The organism is Streptomyces sp. NPDC029139 (genome assembly GCF_055564335.1).
Genome location: NZ_JBVHWN010000016.1, coordinates 114,704 through 132,025 on the forward strand (window position 1 = coordinate 114,704; position 17,322 = coordinate 132,025).

The following is a 17,322-nucleotide window of genomic DNA, read 5'->3' on the forward strand; positions in this document are numbered from 1 at the left end:
CCCCTCCCCTGACGAGCGGCCCTCCCGTGGCGGGAAGACCGGCCATGCATCTGTGAGCGTTCACAGTAGAGAAACGTTCCGGACACTTGTCAATGGTGGATCGTGTGCGGTTATGTTGCGTTGCCACATCGAGATCTGATGTGTGTACGTTCACAGATTGTTGAGTTCTGACGTTCAGGAGAGAACCCATGCCGGACATGACTCCCCAGGGCCTGCACCGGCTCGCCTTCGGCGGGGACTACAACCCCGAGCAGTGGCCGGAAAGCGTCTGGCAGGAGGACGTCCGGCTGATGCGGGAGGCCGGCGTCACCATGGTGAGCGTCGGAATCTTCTCCTGGGCGCTGCTCGAACCGGAGCCCGGCGCCTACGATTTCGGCTGGCTCGACCGCGTCCTGGACCTGCTGCACGAGAACGGCATCCGGGTCGACCTGGCGACGCCCACGGTCGTGCCGCCCGCCTGGTTCTACCGCGCCCATCCCGAGGCCCTGCCGGTCAGCCGCGAGGGTGTGCGGTACTCCTTCGGCTCGCGCGGCGCGATCTGCCACAGCTCGCCGGCCTACCGCGCGGCCGCCGCGGCGATCACGACGCGGCTCGCCGAGCGCTACGCCGGCCATCCCGCCCTCGCCCTCTGGCACGTGCACAACGAGTACGGCGTCCCGGTCAGCGCCTGCTACTGCGACACCTGCGCCGGCCGTTTCCGGCACTGGCTCGATCGCCGGTACGGCTCCGTCGACGCCGTCAACGAGGCATGGGGCACCGCCTTCTGGGGCCAGCGCTACGCCTCGTACGAGCAGATCGACCCGCCGCGTCTGACGCCCACCGTCGGCAACCCGGCCCAGCAGCTCGACTACCGCCGCTTCGCCGACGACACCATGCGGGAGAACTTCGTCGCGGAGCGGGACATCCTGCACCGCCTCTCCCCCGGCGTCCCGGTCACCACCAACTTCATGACCGCGCTCAGCCAGTGCGACGCGGTGGACTACTGGGCCTGGGGCCGCGAGGTCGACCTCGTCACCAACGACCACTACCTGATCACGGACGGCCGTCGCACCCACGTCAACCTGGCGATGGCCGCCGACCTCACCCGCTCGGTGGCGGGCGGAGCCCCGTGGCTGCTGCTCGAACACTCGACGTCCGGCGTCAACTGGCAGCCCCGCAACCCCGCGAAGCGTCCGGGCGAGATGGCCCGCAACTCCCTCGGGCATGTCGCCCGCGGCTCCGAGGGAGCGATGTTCTTCCAGTGGCGCCAGTCCCGGCGCGGCGCCGAGAAGTTCCACTCCTCGATGGTGCCGCACGCCGGCACCGACTCCCGGGTCTGGCGGGAGGTGGTCCGGCTCGGCGCCGATCTCGACTCGCTGTCCGCGCTGCGCGGTACGCGCACCGTCCCGGACGTCGCGATGCTGTGGGACTGGCAGTCGTGGTGGGCGCAGAGCCTGGAGTGGCGTCCCACCGAGGACCACGACGCGCGCGAGCGCGCCGACAGCTTCTACGAGTCGCTCTACGACCGGCACCTGACCGTCGACTTCGCCCACCCCGAGTCCGACCTCTCGGCGTATCCGCTGGTCGTGGTCCCCGCGCTCTACCTCACCACCGAGGCGGCGGGACTCAACCTGCGCGCCTACGTCGAGAACGGCGGCACGCTCGTCGTCTCGTACTTCTCCGGGATCGTCGACGAGCACGACGCCGTCCACCCCGGCGCCTACCCGGGCGCCCTGCGCGACGTGCTCGGGCTGACCGTGGAGGAGTGGTCGCCCCTGGGCGCGGGCGAGTCGGTACGGATCACGGGACCCGGCGGGGCGACGCTGCCGGCCGACGTCTGGACCGAGTTCGTGGTGGAGCGCGGCGCCGAGCCCGTGTGGACGTACGCCGACGGACCGGCCGCCGGCCGCCCCGCCGTCACCCGCCACCGGCTGGGCGAGGGCACCGCCTGGTACGTCTCCACCCGGCTCGACGCGGCCTCGCTCGACACGATCCTCACCGCGGCCTGCGAGGACGCCGGCATCGCGCCGCACGGCGAGCTGCCCCGTGACGTCGAGATCGTCCGCCGCTCCGGCGACAGCGGCGCGTACGTCTTCGCCCTCAACCACACCGCGCGGGACGCGGAGGTGCCGCTGGAGGCTCCCGGCACCGAACTCCTCCTCGGCGAACGCGCCGCCGGGAAGATCACCGTCCCGGCCGGGTCGGTCCGCGTCGTACGGCTCGACGCCTGACCGTTCCCCCCTCGTGACTCCCCGGGGGCGGGCGTCCCGCACGCGCGCCCCCGGGTGAACGGCACCACCGCACCACCACCCCCCTCCCTCCACCGTCGAAGGGACAGACGATGTACGCCGTTCCCCGCGCCCGCACCCTGCGGGCATTCATGTCAGGTACACGACTGAGAGTCGCCGTGGCCTCCGCGCTCGGCGCGCTGCTCCTCGCCGCGCTGCCCGCACAGCCGGCCCAGGCGGCGACGACCCTCACCAACACCGGTTTCGAGGCCGACGGCCGTGGAACCGCGACACCGTCCGGCTGGTCCACCTACTCCGCGACGGGCCAGAACGCGGCCTCGTTCACGGAGGCCGGCGGCCGCAGCGGCGGCTACCGGCTGAGCCACTGGTCCTCCTCCGCCTACCGCGTGGAGACATACCAGTACCTGTCGGGGCTGACCAACGGCAGCCACACGCTCAGCGCCTGGGTGCGTTCCAGCGGTGGCCAGAGCTCCGCCTACCTCGCCCTGCGCAACTGCGGCTCCGCCGAGCAGCGCACCGATCTCCCGCCCACGCCCAACGGTGCCTGGATCCGGCTGGTGACCTCGGTCGTCGTGACGGGCGGCCAGTGCACGATCAGCATCACCTCGCAGGCCGGCGCGGGCCAGTGGCTCAACGTCGACGACCTCACCTTCACCTCCGGTTCGACGGGCCTGTCCGTCAGGGGCGTCGACATCTCCTCGCTGAAGAAGAGCGAGGACCTCGGGGGCACGTACCGCACGAGCGCGGGGGCGACCGCCGACCCGGTGGCGATCCTGAAGTCGGCCGGCGCCACCTACGGCCGCCTCAAGGTGTGGGTGAACCCCGCCGACGGCTACAACAACAAGGCCCGCGTCCTGGCGACCGCCCAGCGCATCAAGGCGCAGGGCATGAAACTCCTCGTGGACTTCCACTACTCCGACACCTGGGCCGACCCGGGGGCGCAGTCCAAGCCGTCGGCCTGGGCCTCGCACTCGTACAGTCAGCTCCGCACGGACGTGTACAACCACACGTACGACGTGCTGAACGCCCTCAAGGCGCAGGGGACGACGGCCGACATGGTGCAGATCGGCAACGAGATCAACACCGGCATGCTGTGGCCCGAAGGCTCCACGAACAACTGGTCCCAGCTCGCGGGGCTCCTGAAGTCGGGCGTCTCCGCCGCCAAGGCCGTCTCCTCGTCCACCCAGATCGCGCTGCACCTCGCCCACGGCGGCGACAACGCCCTGTACCGCTGGTGGTTCGACAACGCCACCGCGCAGGGTGTCCCGTACGACGTCATCGCGCTGTCGTTCTACGGCTACTGGCACGGCGCGCTGTCGGACCTGCAGGCCAACCTCGACGACGTCTCGGCGCGCTACGGGAAGAAGGTCATGGTCGCCGAGACCGCGTATCCCTTCCGGCTGGACAGCGAGGACGCGCACGAGAACATCATCGACACCACGAGTGAGCTGGTCTCCGGGTACCCGGCGAGCGCCGCCGGCCAGTCCACCTGGCTGCGCGACGTGATGAACGTCGTGGAGGCCGTGCCGAACGGCCGCGGTATCGGCGTCGTCTACTGGGAGCCCACCTGGACCGCCGTGACCGGCAACGGCTGGGACCCGGCGGATCCCGCGTCGGGCAACGGCTGGGAGAACCAGGCGCTGTTCGACTACGACAGCAGGCTCCTGCCCGCGGCCTCCTGGCTGGCGCACCGCTGATCCGTACCGCTTTCCGGTCCGACGTCCTCGTCGCCCCTCCGGGGGGACGAGGACGTCGCACGTGGTCCGTCGGGCGGAGGCCGCGGAGGTCCGGGCGGAAGCTTCGGCGGATCAGCGGGCGATCTCGTCGACGGGACCCATGACGATCACCGGTTCGCGGGCTGGGTTCAGGGCGCGCAGCAGCTGCCGCATGACGTCCTCGGTCAGGGAGACGCACGCCTGGGTGGGGCCGCCGTGGTCGACATGGATCCACACGCCTCCGCCGCGGTCCGCGCCGAGCGGCCGTACCTTGTTCAACGGGGTCGTACCGGGCACGCGGTTGTAGTCGATCGCCACCACGTAGTCGAACGAGCCCTCCAGGGGTTCGCCGAGGAACCCGGTGCCGGGCGAGGCGAACTCCTCGTCCTGGTCGTAGGGCAGCAGGGCTCCGGGGTCCGGCAGCCGTCCGCCCGCGTCGCCGAGCCTGAAGACACCGACCGGGGTGCGCAGGTCGCCGGCCCGGTGGTCGTTCGTCCAGCCGCGCAGCGCGTTGTGCGCGGCCCACGGCCCCGCGGAGCGCCGCCACTTCCCGCCCCCGTCCCGCTCGTACAGCACCGCCGTGGCCACGTTGGTGTCCCGGGTCCTGCCCGTCACCACGAGCGCCTGGCTCGTGCCGTCCGGAATGCGCGTCCGGGTGAGCGGGCCGACACCCGGAGGAGCTTCGGGCGCGGGGGGCCGGGGCGCGGCGTGGGGGCCGGCGTTCTTGGCCGCGGGGCGGGTCGCGGGCGCGGCGGGTGGCGCGGAGTCCTCGGGCGACACCGTCATACAGCCGATGACGGCGAGTGTCGCGCACAGGGCGGCGGTCAGCACACGCGGGCCGGGGCGGACCTTCCAGACAGGCATGGGACGGCATCCTCCGACGCTGGGTGACGGCAATGCGGCGATACGTACCCCCTCCGCGTCCGACCCTGTCGGAAGAGCGGCGCACTCACCCGACCGGGGCAGAGCCGGCGCGTCGCCGCGTCCGTTCGCCGCACGACCGTCGGGGACGGCGGGCGCCGCGTCGGGAGCGTCCGGTGCTCCGGCGGGAGGGGCCGCTGCGCGGTGCGACGTCCGGTGCTCCGTCAGGAAGGGCCGGTGCTCCGGCCGTCGCGCCACCGGAGGGCCTCGTCGTCGGGCTCGTCGGGGCTCGCGAAGTGGAAGGGGACGCCGAGCCGCTCGGCCAGGGCGCCGCCGGCGCTTCGAGCCTCCTGGGCCTCCGGCCAGGGCGGGACCGTTCCGTTGAGCAGCCTCAGGTCGCCGCCGTGCCGGATCAGGGCGAGTCGTGCTCGGCGTCCGGGTCGTCGGTGACGAGCACGAGGTTCACCATCCAGCCGAAGGAGTCGCCGTCCCACACGGCCTCGACGGCGACGGGCCGGCCGGGGAGCCGCGCGGGCCGTGCGGCGAGGTCCGCGGGGTCGAGGGGTTCCGTCGGGCCGGGCTCGAAGCGCCTTCCCAGTTCCCGGAAACGCCACACCACCACGTCGAGCGCCTCGTACAGGCCCGGTCGGGATTCTTCGGGGAAGCCGTCGCGGAGCTCCTTGATCGCCGTGATGCGGCGGTCGAGCCGGACGAGGTCGTCCACGGCGGCGCGGGACGTGGCCGGGAGCGCGGCCCATATGTCAGGGGTCATGGCGCGGGGTCAGGCGGACGGGGCGGGGGTCTCGTCGAGCTCCCAGGAGTGGCGCTTGAACGCGCGGACGAAGTCGGGGTGGTCCTCCCAGTTGCGGGCGACGCCGCGGAGCACGTCCCAGTTGTGTTCCAGGGCCTGGTCGATGATGTTGCGCATCGCCGGGTCGGCCGCCGCCCGCTGCTCGGCGAGTCCCTTGACGGCCGCCGCGGCCTTCACGGTGCCCAGGAGGGCCCGCAGGGCGCGGGAGGTGTCGTCCATGCCGAACCCGTGGTCGCTGCCGGTCTCGGGGTCGAAGAGCGGGCGGAGGCGTGCCTCGATGAACGCGGTGATCTGCTCGAAGTGCTGGACGTCCATCGGGGTTCTCCTTCTCCCGCCGTGCGGGGCGTTGCGTGTCTCTGGGCGCGGGGCGGACCGACGTCGCCGCGACCCGGTGATTATCCCGTGGCCTCGCTACGGAAGCGTGGGCGGGCCCAACCGTACGTCGTGGAAGAGTGCGTGGGCGGCGAGCGCGCCCTCGGTGCGGTCCTCCGGGACGGCCCACACCCGCACCGGGAACGCTGGGTCGGCGGGGTCCGTGAGCGGGGCCCAGCCCGGTTCTCCGGTGCTCGCGAAGGCGACCAGGGCCCGGATCATCCGCCGCGACAGGGCCCGGTCCTCGGCGTCGGCGGGGCCGCCGGTCAGGAAGCCGACGCCAATGGCGTCCAGGGTGCCGAGGACGAACGGCACGTCGGCGGCGTGCCAGGCGCGCACGGGGCTGCCGTCCGGGCGGGTGCGGCGGCGGTCGAAGCGGGACAGGTGGGTGCGTCCGCCCGCGCGGGCGTGGGCCTCGGCGAGGCGGACGGTGTGCGCGGCGAACACGGCGTCGCCCGCGAGCGCGAGGAATACATCGAGCACGGGCGCGCCGGGCATGAGGGCGCGATACTCCGCGAGGAGGGCCGGGGGAAGACCGCACGCCTCGGCGAACCGGGCGAGGCCGTCCTCGGTGGTGACCGAAGGCATGGAGCCGACCTCGTGCATGAGCCGGTACTCCTCGGTGGTGTGGCACGCCAGGAGGTCGATCGTGCTGCCCGCGCCGTCGGCCAGGGCGTCGACCGGGTCGCGCGTCAGCGTCTCGCCGTCGAGGACGGGGCCGTAGAGGACGGTGTCGTAATGGAGGGAGCCCGAGGAGGGGTCGTCCGCGTACCGCGCCGCCACCCGGTCCGAGGCTTCGACGAGTGCCCTCGGGCTCGCGGAGAGCAGGCCCTGCGCGGTGGGCGCGACGCCTGCCTCGTCCGCCACCTCGCGGGCCATCGCCCCGGCGAACCGCGCCGGGAAGGTGGCGTCGGGGACGCTGTGCACGACGGCGCGACGGAACAGGCCCTCGGCACGAGGGCTGCTCATCAGGCAGGCGATCGCGCCTCCACCGGCGGACTGACCGGCCACGGTGACGTTGCCCGGGTCGCCGCCGAAGGCGGAGATGTTGTCGCGCACCCACTCCAGCGCCGCGATTTGATCGAGCAGTCCCCGGTTGTCGGGGAAGCCGGGAACGTGGCCGAACCCTTCGAAGCCGAGCCGGTAGTTGCACGTCACGACGGTGAGTCCGGCGCGCGCGAGGGCCGTTCCGTCGTGGTCGGGCTGGGCCGAGGATCCGAAGGTGTAGGCGCCGCCGTGGATCCAGAAGAGGACGGGGCGGGGGCCCTCGCCTTCCGGGGAGGACCAGATGTTGAGCGTGAGGACGTCTTCCTCGTCCGGGCGCCAGGCCGGTGCGCCGGGCAGTTCGGCCGACTGCGGGGCCACCGGTCCGAAGCGGGTGCAGTCCCGTGTCCCGTCCCAGGGCGCCGGGGGCTCCGGGGCGCGGAAACGGCCGGCGCCGAACGGTGGTGCGGCGTACGGGATCCCCAGCGTGACGCTCAGCCCGTCGGCGACGGTACCCCGCACCGCTCCCTGCTTCGTCAGCACGGTGTTCTCGGCGGCGGGCGCACTCACAGGCGGGGTCTCCTTGTCGTCTCCGCCGGTGTCTCCGTGCGGCAGGCCACCCTTGCACGGCACCGGATGCCGGGCAATCGAATAAAGATCATTCCGGGGCGGAGGTGTCCTGGTCCAGCGGTTGTTCGGCCCAGATCACCTTGCCCTCGGCGGTGTAGCGGGTGCCCCAGCGGCGGGTGAACTGGGAGATCAGGAAGAGGCCCCGGCCGCCCTCGTCGGTCGTGCGGGCGTGCCGCAGATGGGGCGAGGTGGCGCTGGCGTCGAAGACCTCGCAGATCAGGGTGCGTTCGAGGATGAGCCGCAGCCGGATCGGCCCCGAGGCGTGCCGGATGGCGTTGGTGACCAGTTCACTGACGACGAGTTCGGTGGTGAACGCGAGCTCCTCGAGCCCCCAGGCTGCCAGTTGGCGCGCGGCCATCACCCGGGCGCGGGCCACCACGGCCGGGTCGGCCGGCAGGTCCCACGCGGCGACCTGCCCGGCCGCCAGGCTGCGCGTCCTGACCAGGAGGAGCGCCGCGTCGTCGGTGTAGGGCCTGCTCGGCGCCAGTTCCTCCACCACGCTCCGGCAGAGCTGGTCGAGCGGCAGCTCCCGCGACCGGAGGGCGCGCCCCAGTCCCTCCTTGCCCGCGCCGGGGGCGGCGATCAGGCCGTCGGTGTAGAAGGCCAGCACACTGCCCTCCTCCAGGGGCAGTTCGACGGACTCGAAGGGCAGCCCTCCGATGCCCAGGGCGGGGCCGGGGGGCAGCTCGGGGAAGCCGACCGTGCCGTCGGGGGCGACGACGGCGGGCGCGAGGTGGCCGGCGCTCGCCAGGTCGCAGCGCAGGCTGACCGGGTCGTAGACGGCGTACAGGCAACTGGTGCCGATCGCCCCGGCATTGGCCGCGCCGCCGATGCGGTCCTCCCGCCCCTCCCGGGTCGCCTGGAGGACGAGGTCGTCGAGATGGGCGAGGAGCTCCTCGGGCGACAGGTCGAGGTCGGCGAGGGTCCGTACGGCCGTTCTGAGCTGCCCCATGGTGGCGGCGGCCTCGATGCCGTGGCCCAGCACCTCGCCGACGACGAGCGCGACCCGTGCGCCGGAGAGGGGGATGACGTCGAACCAGTCGCCGCCGAGGCCGGAGAGTTCGTCGGCGGGACGGTAGAACGAGGCCGCGTCGACGGCCTCCTGCAGGGGGACGCCGTGCGGGAGGAGGCTGCGCTGGAGGACGAGCGCGGCCGCGCGCTCCCGGGCGTAGCGGCGGGCGTTGTCCAGACAGACGGCGGCGCGGGCGACGAGTTCCTCGGCGAGCCGCAGGTCGTCCTCGTCGAACGCCTCGTCGCGCCGCGAGCGGAAGAACGTGGCCACGCCGAGGGTGACGCCTCGGGCGAGGATCGGCACGACCATGGCCGTGTGCGCCAGGGAGGCGGTGGGCGGCCGCGGGGCGGACGCGGGGGGCGCGGGGGCCGTGGACGGAGGGGGTACGGGCTCGGGGGGCGCGGGAACGGTGGACGGAGGGGGTACGGGCTCGGTGGAGCCGTCCTGCTCGGTCTCCGCCGTCGGGGGCGGCTCGGTGGGCTCCGTCCGGGCCCATGCGGCGTCCTCCGCCGGAGCCCACTCCACGCCTTCCGCCGGGGTCTGCCCCGCTCCCGCCCCGGCGGGCGCTCCCTCGCGGCGTTGGGGTGGCCGGGCCGGGAGGGCCGCCTGCCTGGCGGCCGGGTCCAGCCGGGCCGCGCGCCAGGACCGGCCGCGGGCCAGGCAGTCGATCTGGGGTGACGACGGCCGGTAGGCGGCCGCCTCGCCCGGCTCCACCACCGCCTCGGGCGATCCCGGGCGCACCGTCTGCCCGCCCGCGCGCACCAGGCGTACGGCGGTGGCCCCGGCGGTCGGCCCGGGGGACGGCTCCGCGCCCCCGATCACGGCGTCCAGGAGGTCGACGGCGACGAAGTCGGCGAGGCCGGGCACCGCCACGTCCGCGAGGTCCTGGGCCGTCCCCATGACGTCCAGGCTGCGGCCGATGCGTTCGCTCGCCCGGGCCATCAGGGCGAGCCGGAGGCGTGCGCGGTAGCGATCGGTGATGTCGACGACCGCGTAGCAGACCCCGAGGGGGCGCCCGTTGTCGTCGTCGAGCCGGACGAACGACATGGCGTGGGCGTGGTCGCGGCCGGGCTCGGCCCGGGTGCGGCCCACGTGTTCGTACCCGCTGACCGGTTCACCGGTGTCCAGGACCTGGCGCATCTTCGACTCGACGAGCTCCGCGTCGAGACCGGGCTGGATCTCCGCGAGGCGGCGGCCGCGCCGCTGGTCGGCACGGCCGCCGCCGAAGCGCTCCAGCGCGGTGTTCGACCACACGCAGCGCAGCTCGGTGTCGACCAGCGCGATGCCGACGGGTGCCTGGGTGACCATCCGTTCCAGCAGGGCGGGTCCCATGGTCCACTGCCGGGAGGGTGCCGCGGCGGTGGCCACGGCCAGCCAGCGTGCCGTGGCCGCGTCTCCCGGCAGGGGCAGCACGGTGACGTCGACGGCGATGTCACGGCCGTTGCGGTGACGGGCGAGGAGGCTGCCCGACCAGCCTCCGTCCGTCGCGCAGCGCTTCACGATCGCGGGCAGACGCGCGGCCTCGCCCGGGGCGAGGAGGGACTCGACGCGCCGGCCGCGCAGATCCCGCGCGGAGTGGCCGAGGAGCCGCTCGGCGGCGTACGGGCGGCCCACGACCGCCCCGCCCGTGTCGAAGAGGAGGACGACGGAGTCCGTGACGCCGAACGCCGGTGCCTGCCCGGTGGTGTCTGTGCCCTCAGGTCTCCCCACGGCCGTAGGCTCCGTTCTCGGATACCACCCTGTTTTTCCCTTTTATCACACTGTGCACTCTCCCTCCGGAAGCCGCACCGGCGTCACCCCCTCGGCGGACAGACCGGGTTTTCGAACGGCCAAACAGGTTAGTCAGCACTTAAGGACCGACGACCCGGGAGGCGGGCACGTGACTCGACCGAAGATCCTCGTGGTGGGCGCCGGCTTCGCCGGCGTCGCCTGTGTGCGGCGGCTGGAGCGGCGTCTGACGGCGGGGGAGGCGGAGATCTCGCTCCTCACACCCTTCTCGTACCAGCTGTATCTGCCTCTCCTCCCCCAGGTGGCGGCCGGGGTGCTCACCCCTCAGTCGGTCGCGCTGTCGCTGCGGCGCAGCCGGCGCCACCGGACCCGGATCATTCCGGGCGGCGCCGTCGGCGTGGACACCAAGGCGAAGATCTGTGTCGTCCGGACCATCACGGGCGAGCTCGTGAACGAGCCGTACGACCATCTCGTGCTCGCACCCGGCAGCGTGACGCGCACGTTCGACATCCCCGGTCTGACCGACCAGGCCCGCGGGATGAAGACGCTCGCCGAAGCGGTCTACATCCGTGACCACGTGATCGCCCAGCTGGATCTCGCCGACGCGAGCACGGACGAGGCCGAACGGGCGGCGCGGCTGCAGTTCGTGGTGGTGGGCGGCGGATACGCGGGGACGGAGACGGTCGCCTGTCTGCAGCGGCTCACGCACCATGCGGTCAAGCGCTACCCGCGGCTGGATCCGAAGCTGATCAAATGGCATCTGGTGGACCTCGCGCCCAAGCTCATGCCCGAACTCGGCGAGAGGCTGGGAAGTGCGGCGCTGGACATCCTGCGCCGGCGCGGGATCGAGGTCTCGCTCGGTGTGTCGGTCGCCTCCGTGGACGCCGATGCCGTGACCCTCACCGACGGGCGGGTGCTGCCGAGCCGGACGCTCATCTGGACGGCCGGCGTGGCCGCCAGCCCGCTGATCGGGACCCTGGGCGCGGAGACGGCGCGCGGCCGGCTCGTGGTGGGGGCCGACATGGTCGTGCCCGGCATGGACGGGGTGCACGCTCTGGGGGACGCCGCGGCCGTACCGGACCTGGCCAAGAAGGAGAAGGGGGCCATCTGCCCGCCGACCGCCCAGCACGCGCAGCGCCAGGGCAAGCAGGTCGCCGACAACATCGTGGCGACGCTGCGGGGCGAGCAGACGTACCCCTACCACCACCGGGATCTCGGTCTGGTGGTGGACCTGGGCGGGCGGGACGCCGTCTCGAAGCCGCTCGGTGTCGAGCTGCACGGGACGCCGGCGCAGGCGGTGGCCCGCGCGTACCACTGGGCGGCGCTGCGGACCAATGTGGCCAAGACCCGGGTGCTGACGAACTGGCTGCTCAACGCCGTGGCCGGCGACGACTTCGTCCGTACGGGCTTCCTGGCGTCCCGGTCCGGAAAGCTGACCGACTTCGAGTACACCGACGCCTACCTCACGCCCGAACAGGTCCGGGAGCACACCTCGTCCCTGCGCGTCCAGGGCTGAGCCTCCCCGTCGGCCTCGGCGTCGCGGCCCCGACCGTCACTCGGCGGCGACCGCGCCGGGCAGGCGGCCGCCGAAGCGGCGCGGAACGGTCAGAGCCAGCCGTTGCGGCGGAAGCTGCGGTGGAGGAGGAAGCAGGCGGCGGCCATGGCGACGACGACGAGCGGGTAGCCGTAGGTCCAGCGGAGTTCCGGCATGTGGTCGAAGTTCATTCCGTAGACCCCGCAGACCATGGTGGGCACGGCGATGATCGCCGCCCATGCCGTGATCTTGCGCATGTCCTCGTTCTGGGCGACGGTCACCTGCGCCAGGTGGGCCTGGAGGATCGAGTCGAGCAGGGCGTCGAAGGAGGCGATCTGTTCCGTGATCCGGGACAGGTGGTCGGCGATGTCACGGAAGTACGGCCGTATCTCCGGGCCGATGAGCGGCAGCGGCTGCGCGGCGAGGGTCTGCAGCGGGCGGTGGAGCGGGGTCACCGCCCGCTTGAGTTCGAGGAGTTCCCGCTTGAGCTGGTAGACACGGCCGGCGTCACCCCGGGTGGCCTGCTCGCTGAAGACGGCCGTCTCGACGGCGTCGAGGTCGTCCTGGACGGCGTCGACCACGGCGAGATAGTCGTCCACCACGTGGTCGGCGATGGCGTGCAGGACGGCGGCCGGCCCCTTGGCCAGCTGTTCGGGGTCGGCCTCCAGGGCCTCCCGCACCGGGCCCAGCGAACCGTGCATGCCGTGCCGGACGGTGATGACGAAGTCGGAACCCGTGAAGACCATGAGTTCGCCCGTGTCGACGACCTCGCTGGTGGCGGTGAGTTCCTCGTGCTCGACATAGCGGACCGTCTTGAACACGGCGAACAGCGTCTCGTCGTACCGCTCCAGCTTCGGCCGCTGATGGGCGTGGACGGCGTCCTCGACCGCCAGCGGGTGCAGCCCGAAGAGGTCTGCCAGTCCGGCGAACTCCTCGACGGACGGCTCGTGGAGGCCGATCCAGACGAACCCGTCGCCGGTCTTGCGGACCCGCCGCACCGCCTCCTCCGCCGGGCAGGCCCCTCGCTGCCGCGCCCCGTCCTCGTACAGCACGCAGTTGACGACCGCGCTGCCCAGCGGCGAGCGCGCCGGATGGCTGAGGTCGACGGTCCGGCGGTAGGCGCGGCGGACGGTGCGTCGCAGGTTGCGGATGATGGGCACGTGGGGCTCCTCAGGACGATCAGCGGTCAGTGTGCCACTGCCCGGCCGGGGACGGGACTACTGACAAATGTCACCGGTTCCCGTGCACGAGATCCTCCCGGGGGTGGAGGGCGGGCCGCGCGGCCGCGACGAGGATGGATCCACCGCATTCATCGAGGGAAGCAGGATCCATCCGTGTCCTTGTCGTATTCGTCGCGTTCGTCACATTCATCGAATTCCTCGTACTCGTCCCGCAGGGCCCGGCTCTCGGTCGTCGCCGCGACCGCCCTGATGGCGCTCGCCGTCACGGCGTTACCGGCCCAGGCCGTCGCCGCCGCGCCCGGCTCCTCCACCGCCGTAACCACCGGCCGCGGTCTCGACCGCGCGGCGTTGCGCGGCTCGCTCGACGCCTTCCACCGGGCGGGGATGTACGGCGCCTACTCGGCGGTGCGCGACGGGTCCGCGCAGTGGCGGGGCGCCGCCGGGTTCGCCGACGTCGACACCGGCCGGCCCGCGCGGCCGGACCTGGAGCACCGGGTCGGCAGCATCACCAAGACCTTCACGGCCGTCGCCGTGCTCCAGCAGGCCGGCGCCGGGCGCATCGACCTCGACGCTCCTGTCGGCCGCTATCTGCCCGACGTCGTGCCCGGCGAGCGCGGCCGACAGGTGACGGTACGCATGCTGCTCAACCACACCAGCGGCATCGCCGACTACGTGCTGCCCGCCTTCCCCGGCATCCTCGAGGACCCGGGCAAAACGCTCGACGAGAACCGCCTGCGCCGCATGGCCCCCGAGGAACTCGCCCGTCTGGGACTCGCCGCCGAGCCCGTCGCGCAGCGCGGGACCCACGCGTACTCCAACACCAACTACATTCTGGCCGGGCTGATCCTGGAGCGCGTGACGGGTCAGAAAGCCGAGATCTACATCACCCGGAACGTCATACGCAAGGCCGGCCTGCGCCACACGTACTTCCCGGCCTCGGCGTCGCTCAAGGGCCCGCACGCCAGGATGTACGAGTCGTTCTTCGGCCTGATCGACCCGCCCCGGGACTACAGCGTCTACGACATGTCGTGGGCGGGCACGGCCGGCGCCCTCGTCTCGACGCCTCGCGACCTCAACGACTTCTACCGCGCGCTGCTGAGCGGGCGGCTGCTCGGCGCGGCGCAGCTGCGCGAGATGAAGACCACCGTGCCGGCCCATGAGACGCAGCCGGGCGAGGAGCCGGTGATGCGCTACGGCCTGGGCATCTACACCCTCAAGATGCCCAGCGGCGGCTGGTACTGGGGGCACGACGGGGCTGTCTTCGGCGCCGGCACCTGGGCGCTGTCCACCGAGGACGGCCGTCGCCAGGTCGCCATCGGCTACAACCTGATGAAGTACCAGCGCTTCGACGAGCAGGGCCGTCCGTTGCCGGACCCCGTGACCGAGGCGCTGTACGCCCACGTCGACGGGGCATTGGCCGGCACGCCCGCGTCCGTCCGCGGCGCGGCGCCGCTGCGGAAGCACGCGCTGCCCGGCCTGCCGATCGGCCCGGACGCGCTGCACCAGGCGTCCTTCCGGTAGCCGACGCGCTTGCGGTCCGAGGGCTCCCGGTCCGTCGGTCCCCGGGCCTGCGGGCCCCGGTCGACAGGCTCCCGGAGCGTGGGCCGCGGTCCACCGGCTCCCGGGCTGCGAGCCCCGGTCCACAGGCTCCCGGAGCGCGGGCCGGGAGTCTGTGGACCGGGTACGCGCACCGGCTTCGCCAAATCCGGGGGTGTGCGCGATGATCACCGGTCATGAGAGCTCTTGTCGGCATCGAACTGCCGGGCTTCCGACTCGTCGAGCCCGATGTCTGGGTCAGCGACGCGGGTGACGTGCTGTCGCTGCATTTCTTCGCGCTGCGTCCGGATCTGCCCGCCTCCCTGGACGACGGCCCGTCGCTGCGCGCCGCCCTGACCCGCCTCACCGCGGACGCGGGAGGCGGGCTGATCGAGGCGTCGGTGAAGTCGCTGGGCGAACTGCCCGCGCTGCGGCAGATACTGAAGCTGCCGCTGCCGGGCCAGCCCAACGGGCAGGTCTTCATCGGCAGTTACACCGTGCCACGCGCGGAGTGCAGCACCGTGGTGAAGATCCAGGCGCCCGAGCGCGGCATGACCGGCATGCGGGAGGCGATGGTGATGGCGCAGGTCGGTCCGGACGCCTTCTTCCGGGCGCATCCCTACGCCCCGGAGGTACGGGACGGCCTGCCGTTCCACGCCGCCGACCACGAGCGGTACGACGCCGAGTTCCCGGACCATCCCCTCACCCGGGTCCGGGGTGTGCTCGGGGCGCTCGCGGCGAGCGTCACGGCGGCGCCCGAGTTCGCGGCGCTGCCGCCCTTCCGGGCCTGAGGGCCCGGCCCGGGCACCGTGCTCCCCGCCGTGCGATCCGGTCGGCGCGCGCGGGGAGCGGCCGGCGGGGAGAGACTGGAAGGAGAGCCCGCCAGGGGGGCAGCTCCGGACCGTCGGAGCGGACCAGCCGTGGAGGAGCAATGAGGGCAACGACGCGGGAGGACACCCCTGTGGCCATCGCCGGTGACGGCGTGGAGCTGCGGACACAGGACATCGGCGGCGACATCAGCGTGGCGTTCGTCCACCTGCCCGCCGGCACCGATCTCGGGCCCGCCCTGGAGGGGATGCCGGACGACCTGTGCCCATGCCCGCACTGGGGCTACCTCTTCTCCGGCGCGGTGAAGATGCGCACCAAGGACGGGGAGCAGGTGTACCGCGCCGGTGACGCGTTCTACTGGGCGCCCGGGCACGCCCCGCTGGCCCTTGAGGATTGCGACTACGTCGACTTCTCGCCGACGAAGGAGTTCACCGAGGTGATCGACCACGTGAAGGCGAAGGCGGGCGGCTGACGCCGTTCCGGTGGACGGGGCTGCTTTCGCGGCACGCCCCGGGTCGCATCCCGTCCACCGGTGCGCGAGCCGTCAGTCCTGGGATGCCGCCAGGAGTGCCTCCGCGGTGATGAGGGCGGTGGAGCCCGGGGCCGTACAGGCGTGTGCTCCGGCCACCGCGCCGAGACGGGCGCAGTCCAGGACGTCCCGGCCGGCGAGCCTGCCGTAGAGGAAGCCGCTGACGAACGCGTCACCCGCGCCGTTGGAGTCCACGACGGGCGCGGGCGGGGTGACCGCCGGGATGTGACGTGGGGTGGTGCCGCCGTCCCGGGTGAGGACGTAGGAGCCGTTCGCGCCCGCCGTGGCGACCACGGTCTCCGCACGGCCCTCGCGCAGGATCTCCCGCATCAGCGCCGGTGTGCCCTCGCCGGGGCCCTCCGCGCTGAGGAAGACGAGGTCGGAGCGGAGGGCGAACTCCCGGTGGTGGTCGGCGAGCCCGTCCCAGTCGTGCAGATCGGTGGAGACGGGGACGCCCAGGGCCTCGATGTCGTCGTACAGGAAGCGCGTGAAGTTCATGATGGACAGGTGGGCGTGGCGGGTACGCCGCAGCCGGGGCAGGTAGAACTCCCGGGGCATCCGCAGGTCGGCGGGGTCCCTGGCGTCGTAGAACGACATCCTGCGTCCGGTCGCGTCCACGAGGTTGACCGCGCGGCGCGTGCCGGCGGGCGAGATCACCGGGTCGAACTCGACGTCCCCCTCGGCCATGCGCTTGCGTACGAGCGCCCCGGTCCCGTCGTCGCCGATGCAGTCGAGCAGCGCGACCTGGAGCCCGAGGGCGCGGGTGCCGAGGGCCACGTTCCCCCCGGTGTGCCCGGCCCACTCCTCGATCGGCCCCACGTGGACCGAGTCGGCGAGCGGCACGGGCAGGGCGTCGACCCGGACGATGGTGTCGACGCCGCTGCCGCCGAAGACCAACACGTCGTAGCGCGTGTTCTGTTGACTCACTGTTCCGCCTCTCGGGTCCCGCCGCGTCCAGTATGGCGGCACCGGCGGGCGCGCATCCGTCCGGGAGGGGCGCGGGAGGGGTCAGTCGCCCGAGGTGACGCTCGCGTCCGTGCCGGTCTTCCGGTTCGCGCGATTCGAGCGGCGGACGAGTTCGCCCACCGCGAGGGTCGCGGTGGCCACGGCGCGCGTCCAGCGCGGGCCGCCGCGCGCGGCCCAGACGACGCAGACGCATCCTCCGACGGCGAGCACGAGGACGCCGGACAGGATGAGCACGGCCATGGCTCCCCCTCTTTCTGTTGGATCTCGATGAGCGCTCCGATCCTACTTGCGAGCGTCTATTGAAAACGATTATCGTCTTGCTCGCACCGGGGGGCGGTTCGACCCGCCGCCGAACCGGCCCCCGGCCCGCGGCCGCGCAGCGAGCGCTGCCCGGAGAAGGGGGATGC

14 protein-coding genes are annotated in these 17,322 nt (G+C 72.8%); 6 read left to right on the forward strand and 8 right to left on the reverse strand.

Annotation, left to right across the window (positions count from 1 at the left end; translation table 11 throughout):
* Positions 1–188: 188 nt before the first annotated feature.
* Both ACZ4VW_RS28525 and ACZ4VW_RS28530 read left to right on the forward strand, forming a co-directional pair.
* Positions 189–2,210 (forward strand): beta-galactosidase, encoded by a 2,022-nt coding sequence (locus tag ACZ4VW_RS28525; protein WP_467967297.1) that lies wholly within the window; start codon positions 189–191, stop codon positions 2,208–2,210.
* A 149-nt stretch (positions 2,211–2,359) separates the two neighbouring features.
* A complete protein-coding gene (locus tag ACZ4VW_RS28530) occupies positions 2,360–3,925 on the forward strand; it encodes a glycoside hydrolase family 53 protein (RefSeq protein WP_467967299.1) in 1,566 nt (521 codons plus the stop codon).
* 111 nt (positions 3,926–4,036) lie between these two features.
* Here the strand turns inward: ACZ4VW_RS28530 and ACZ4VW_RS28535 are convergent, their stop codons facing one another.
* The 5 genes from ACZ4VW_RS28535 to ACZ4VW_RS28555 all read right to left on the reverse strand — a co-directional run bounded on the left by ACZ4VW_RS28535 (position 4,037) and on the right by ACZ4VW_RS28555 (position 10,323).
* A complete protein-coding gene (locus ACZ4VW_RS28535; protein WP_467967301.1) occupies positions 4,037–4,807 on the reverse strand; it encodes a hypothetical protein in 771 nt (256 codons plus the stop codon).
* Positions 4,808–5,216: 409 nt separating this feature from the next.
* A complete protein-coding gene (locus ACZ4VW_RS28540) occupies positions 5,217–5,576 on the reverse strand; it encodes a hypothetical protein (RefSeq protein ID WP_467967303.1) in 360 nt (119 codons plus the stop codon).
* A gap of 9 nt (positions 5,577–5,585) precedes the next feature.
* Positions 5,586–5,930, reverse strand: coding sequence for a hypothetical protein (locus tag ACZ4VW_RS28545; RefSeq protein WP_467967305.1), 345 nt, complete (start codon positions 5,928–5,930; stop codon positions 5,586–5,588).
* A gap of 96 nt (positions 5,931–6,026) precedes the next feature.
* Positions 6,027–7,541 (reverse strand): carboxylesterase/lipase family protein, encoded by a 1,515-nt coding sequence (locus ACZ4VW_RS28550; protein ID WP_467967307.1) that lies wholly within the window; start codon positions 7,539–7,541, stop codon positions 6,027–6,029.
* An 88-nt stretch (positions 7,542–7,629) separates the two neighbouring features.
* Entirely contained in the window at positions 7,630–10,323 is a 2,694-nt protein-coding gene (locus tag ACZ4VW_RS28555) for a SpoIIE family protein phosphatase (protein WP_467967309.1), read from the reverse strand.
* A gap of 169 nt (positions 10,324–10,492) precedes the next feature.
* Here ACZ4VW_RS28555 and ACZ4VW_RS28560 point away from each other — a divergent pair, with 169 nt between their 5' ends.
* The gene (locus ACZ4VW_RS28560) at positions 10,493–11,857 is read left to right on the forward strand and encodes an NAD(P)/FAD-dependent oxidoreductase (protein ID WP_467967311.1); all 1,365 of its coding nucleotides are present in this window, start codon (positions 10,493–10,495) and stop codon (positions 11,855–11,857) included.
* A gap of 89 nt (positions 11,858–11,946) precedes the next feature.
* Here ACZ4VW_RS28560 and corA read toward each other — a convergent pair whose 3' ends face one another.
* Entirely contained in the window at positions 11,947–13,029 is a 1,083-nt protein-coding gene (corA, locus tag ACZ4VW_RS28565) for a magnesium/cobalt transporter CorA (RefSeq protein WP_467967369.1), read from the reverse strand.
* Between the two features lie 276 nt (positions 13,030–13,305).
* On the opposite strand from corA, the gene ACZ4VW_RS28570 reads away from it, so the two are divergent.
* From ACZ4VW_RS28570 to ACZ4VW_RS28580, 3 genes are all read left to right on the forward strand, one after another.
* Positions 13,306–14,577: a serine hydrolase domain-containing protein gene (locus ACZ4VW_RS28570; protein WP_467967313.1), complete on the forward strand. Its 1,272-nt coding sequence runs from the start codon at positions 13,306–13,308 to the stop codon at positions 14,575–14,577.
* A 212-nt stretch (positions 14,578–14,789) separates the two neighbouring features.
* Positions 14,790–15,383 carry a hypothetical protein gene (locus tag ACZ4VW_RS28575; protein ID WP_467967315.1) on the forward strand — a complete coding sequence of 198 codons (594 nt, stop codon included), beginning with the start codon at positions 14,790–14,792 and terminating at the stop codon, positions 15,381–15,383.
* A gap of 140 nt (positions 15,384–15,523) precedes the next feature.
* Complete coding sequence (locus ACZ4VW_RS28580; protein ID WP_467967317.1) at positions 15,524–15,892, forward strand: cupin domain-containing protein; 369 nt, start codon at positions 15,524–15,526, stop codon at positions 15,890–15,892.
* Between the two features lie 72 nt (positions 15,893–15,964).
* On the opposite strand, the gene ACZ4VW_RS28585 is transcribed toward ACZ4VW_RS28580, so the two are convergent.
* Positions 15,965–16,876 (reverse strand): carbohydrate kinase family protein, encoded by a 912-nt coding sequence (locus ACZ4VW_RS28585; protein WP_467967319.1) that lies wholly within the window; start codon positions 16,874–16,876, stop codon positions 15,965–15,967.
* An 81-nt stretch (positions 16,877–16,957) separates the two neighbouring features.
* Positions 16,958–17,155, reverse strand: coding sequence for a hypothetical protein (locus ACZ4VW_RS28590; protein WP_467967321.1), 198 nt, complete (start codon positions 17,153–17,155; stop codon positions 16,958–16,960).
* Positions 17,156–17,322 lie beyond the last annotated feature (167 nt).

Excerpts from the sequence above, each read along its gene's own strand:
- ACZ4VW_RS28525 (WP_467967297.1), top strand. The coding sequence starts at position 189 with ATGCCGGACATGACTCCCCAGGGCCTGCACCGGCTCGCCTTCGGCGGG.
- ACZ4VW_RS28530 (WP_467967299.1), top strand. The coding sequence starts at position 2,360 with ATGTCAGGTACACGACTGAGAGTCGCCGTGGCCTCCGCGCTCGGCGCG.
- ACZ4VW_RS28535 (WP_467967301.1), bottom strand. The coding sequence starts at position 4,807 with ATGCCTGTCTGGAAGGTCCGCCCCGGCCCGCGTGTGCTGACCGCCGCC.
- ACZ4VW_RS28540 (WP_467967303.1), bottom strand. The coding sequence starts at position 5,576 with ATGACCCCTGACATATGGGCCGCGCTCCCGGCCACGTCCCGCGCCGCC.
- ACZ4VW_RS28545 (WP_467967305.1), bottom strand. The coding sequence starts at position 5,930 with ATGGACGTCCAGCACTTCGAGCAGATCACCGCGTTCATCGAGGCACGC.
- ACZ4VW_RS28570 (WP_467967313.1), top strand. The coding sequence starts at position 13,306 with ATGGCGCTCGCCGTCACGGCGTTACCGGCCCAGGCCGTCGCCGCCGCG.
- ACZ4VW_RS28575 (WP_467967315.1), top strand. The coding sequence starts at position 14,790 with ATGAGAGCTCTTGTCGGCATCGAACTGCCGGGCTTCCGACTCGTCGAG.
- ACZ4VW_RS28580 (WP_467967317.1), top strand. The coding sequence starts at position 15,524 with ATGAGGGCAACGACGCGGGAGGACACCCCTGTGGCCATCGCCGGTGAC.
- ACZ4VW_RS28590 (WP_467967321.1), bottom strand. The coding sequence starts at position 17,155 with ATGGCCGTGCTCATCCTGTCCGGCGTCCTCGTGCTCGCCGTCGGAGGA.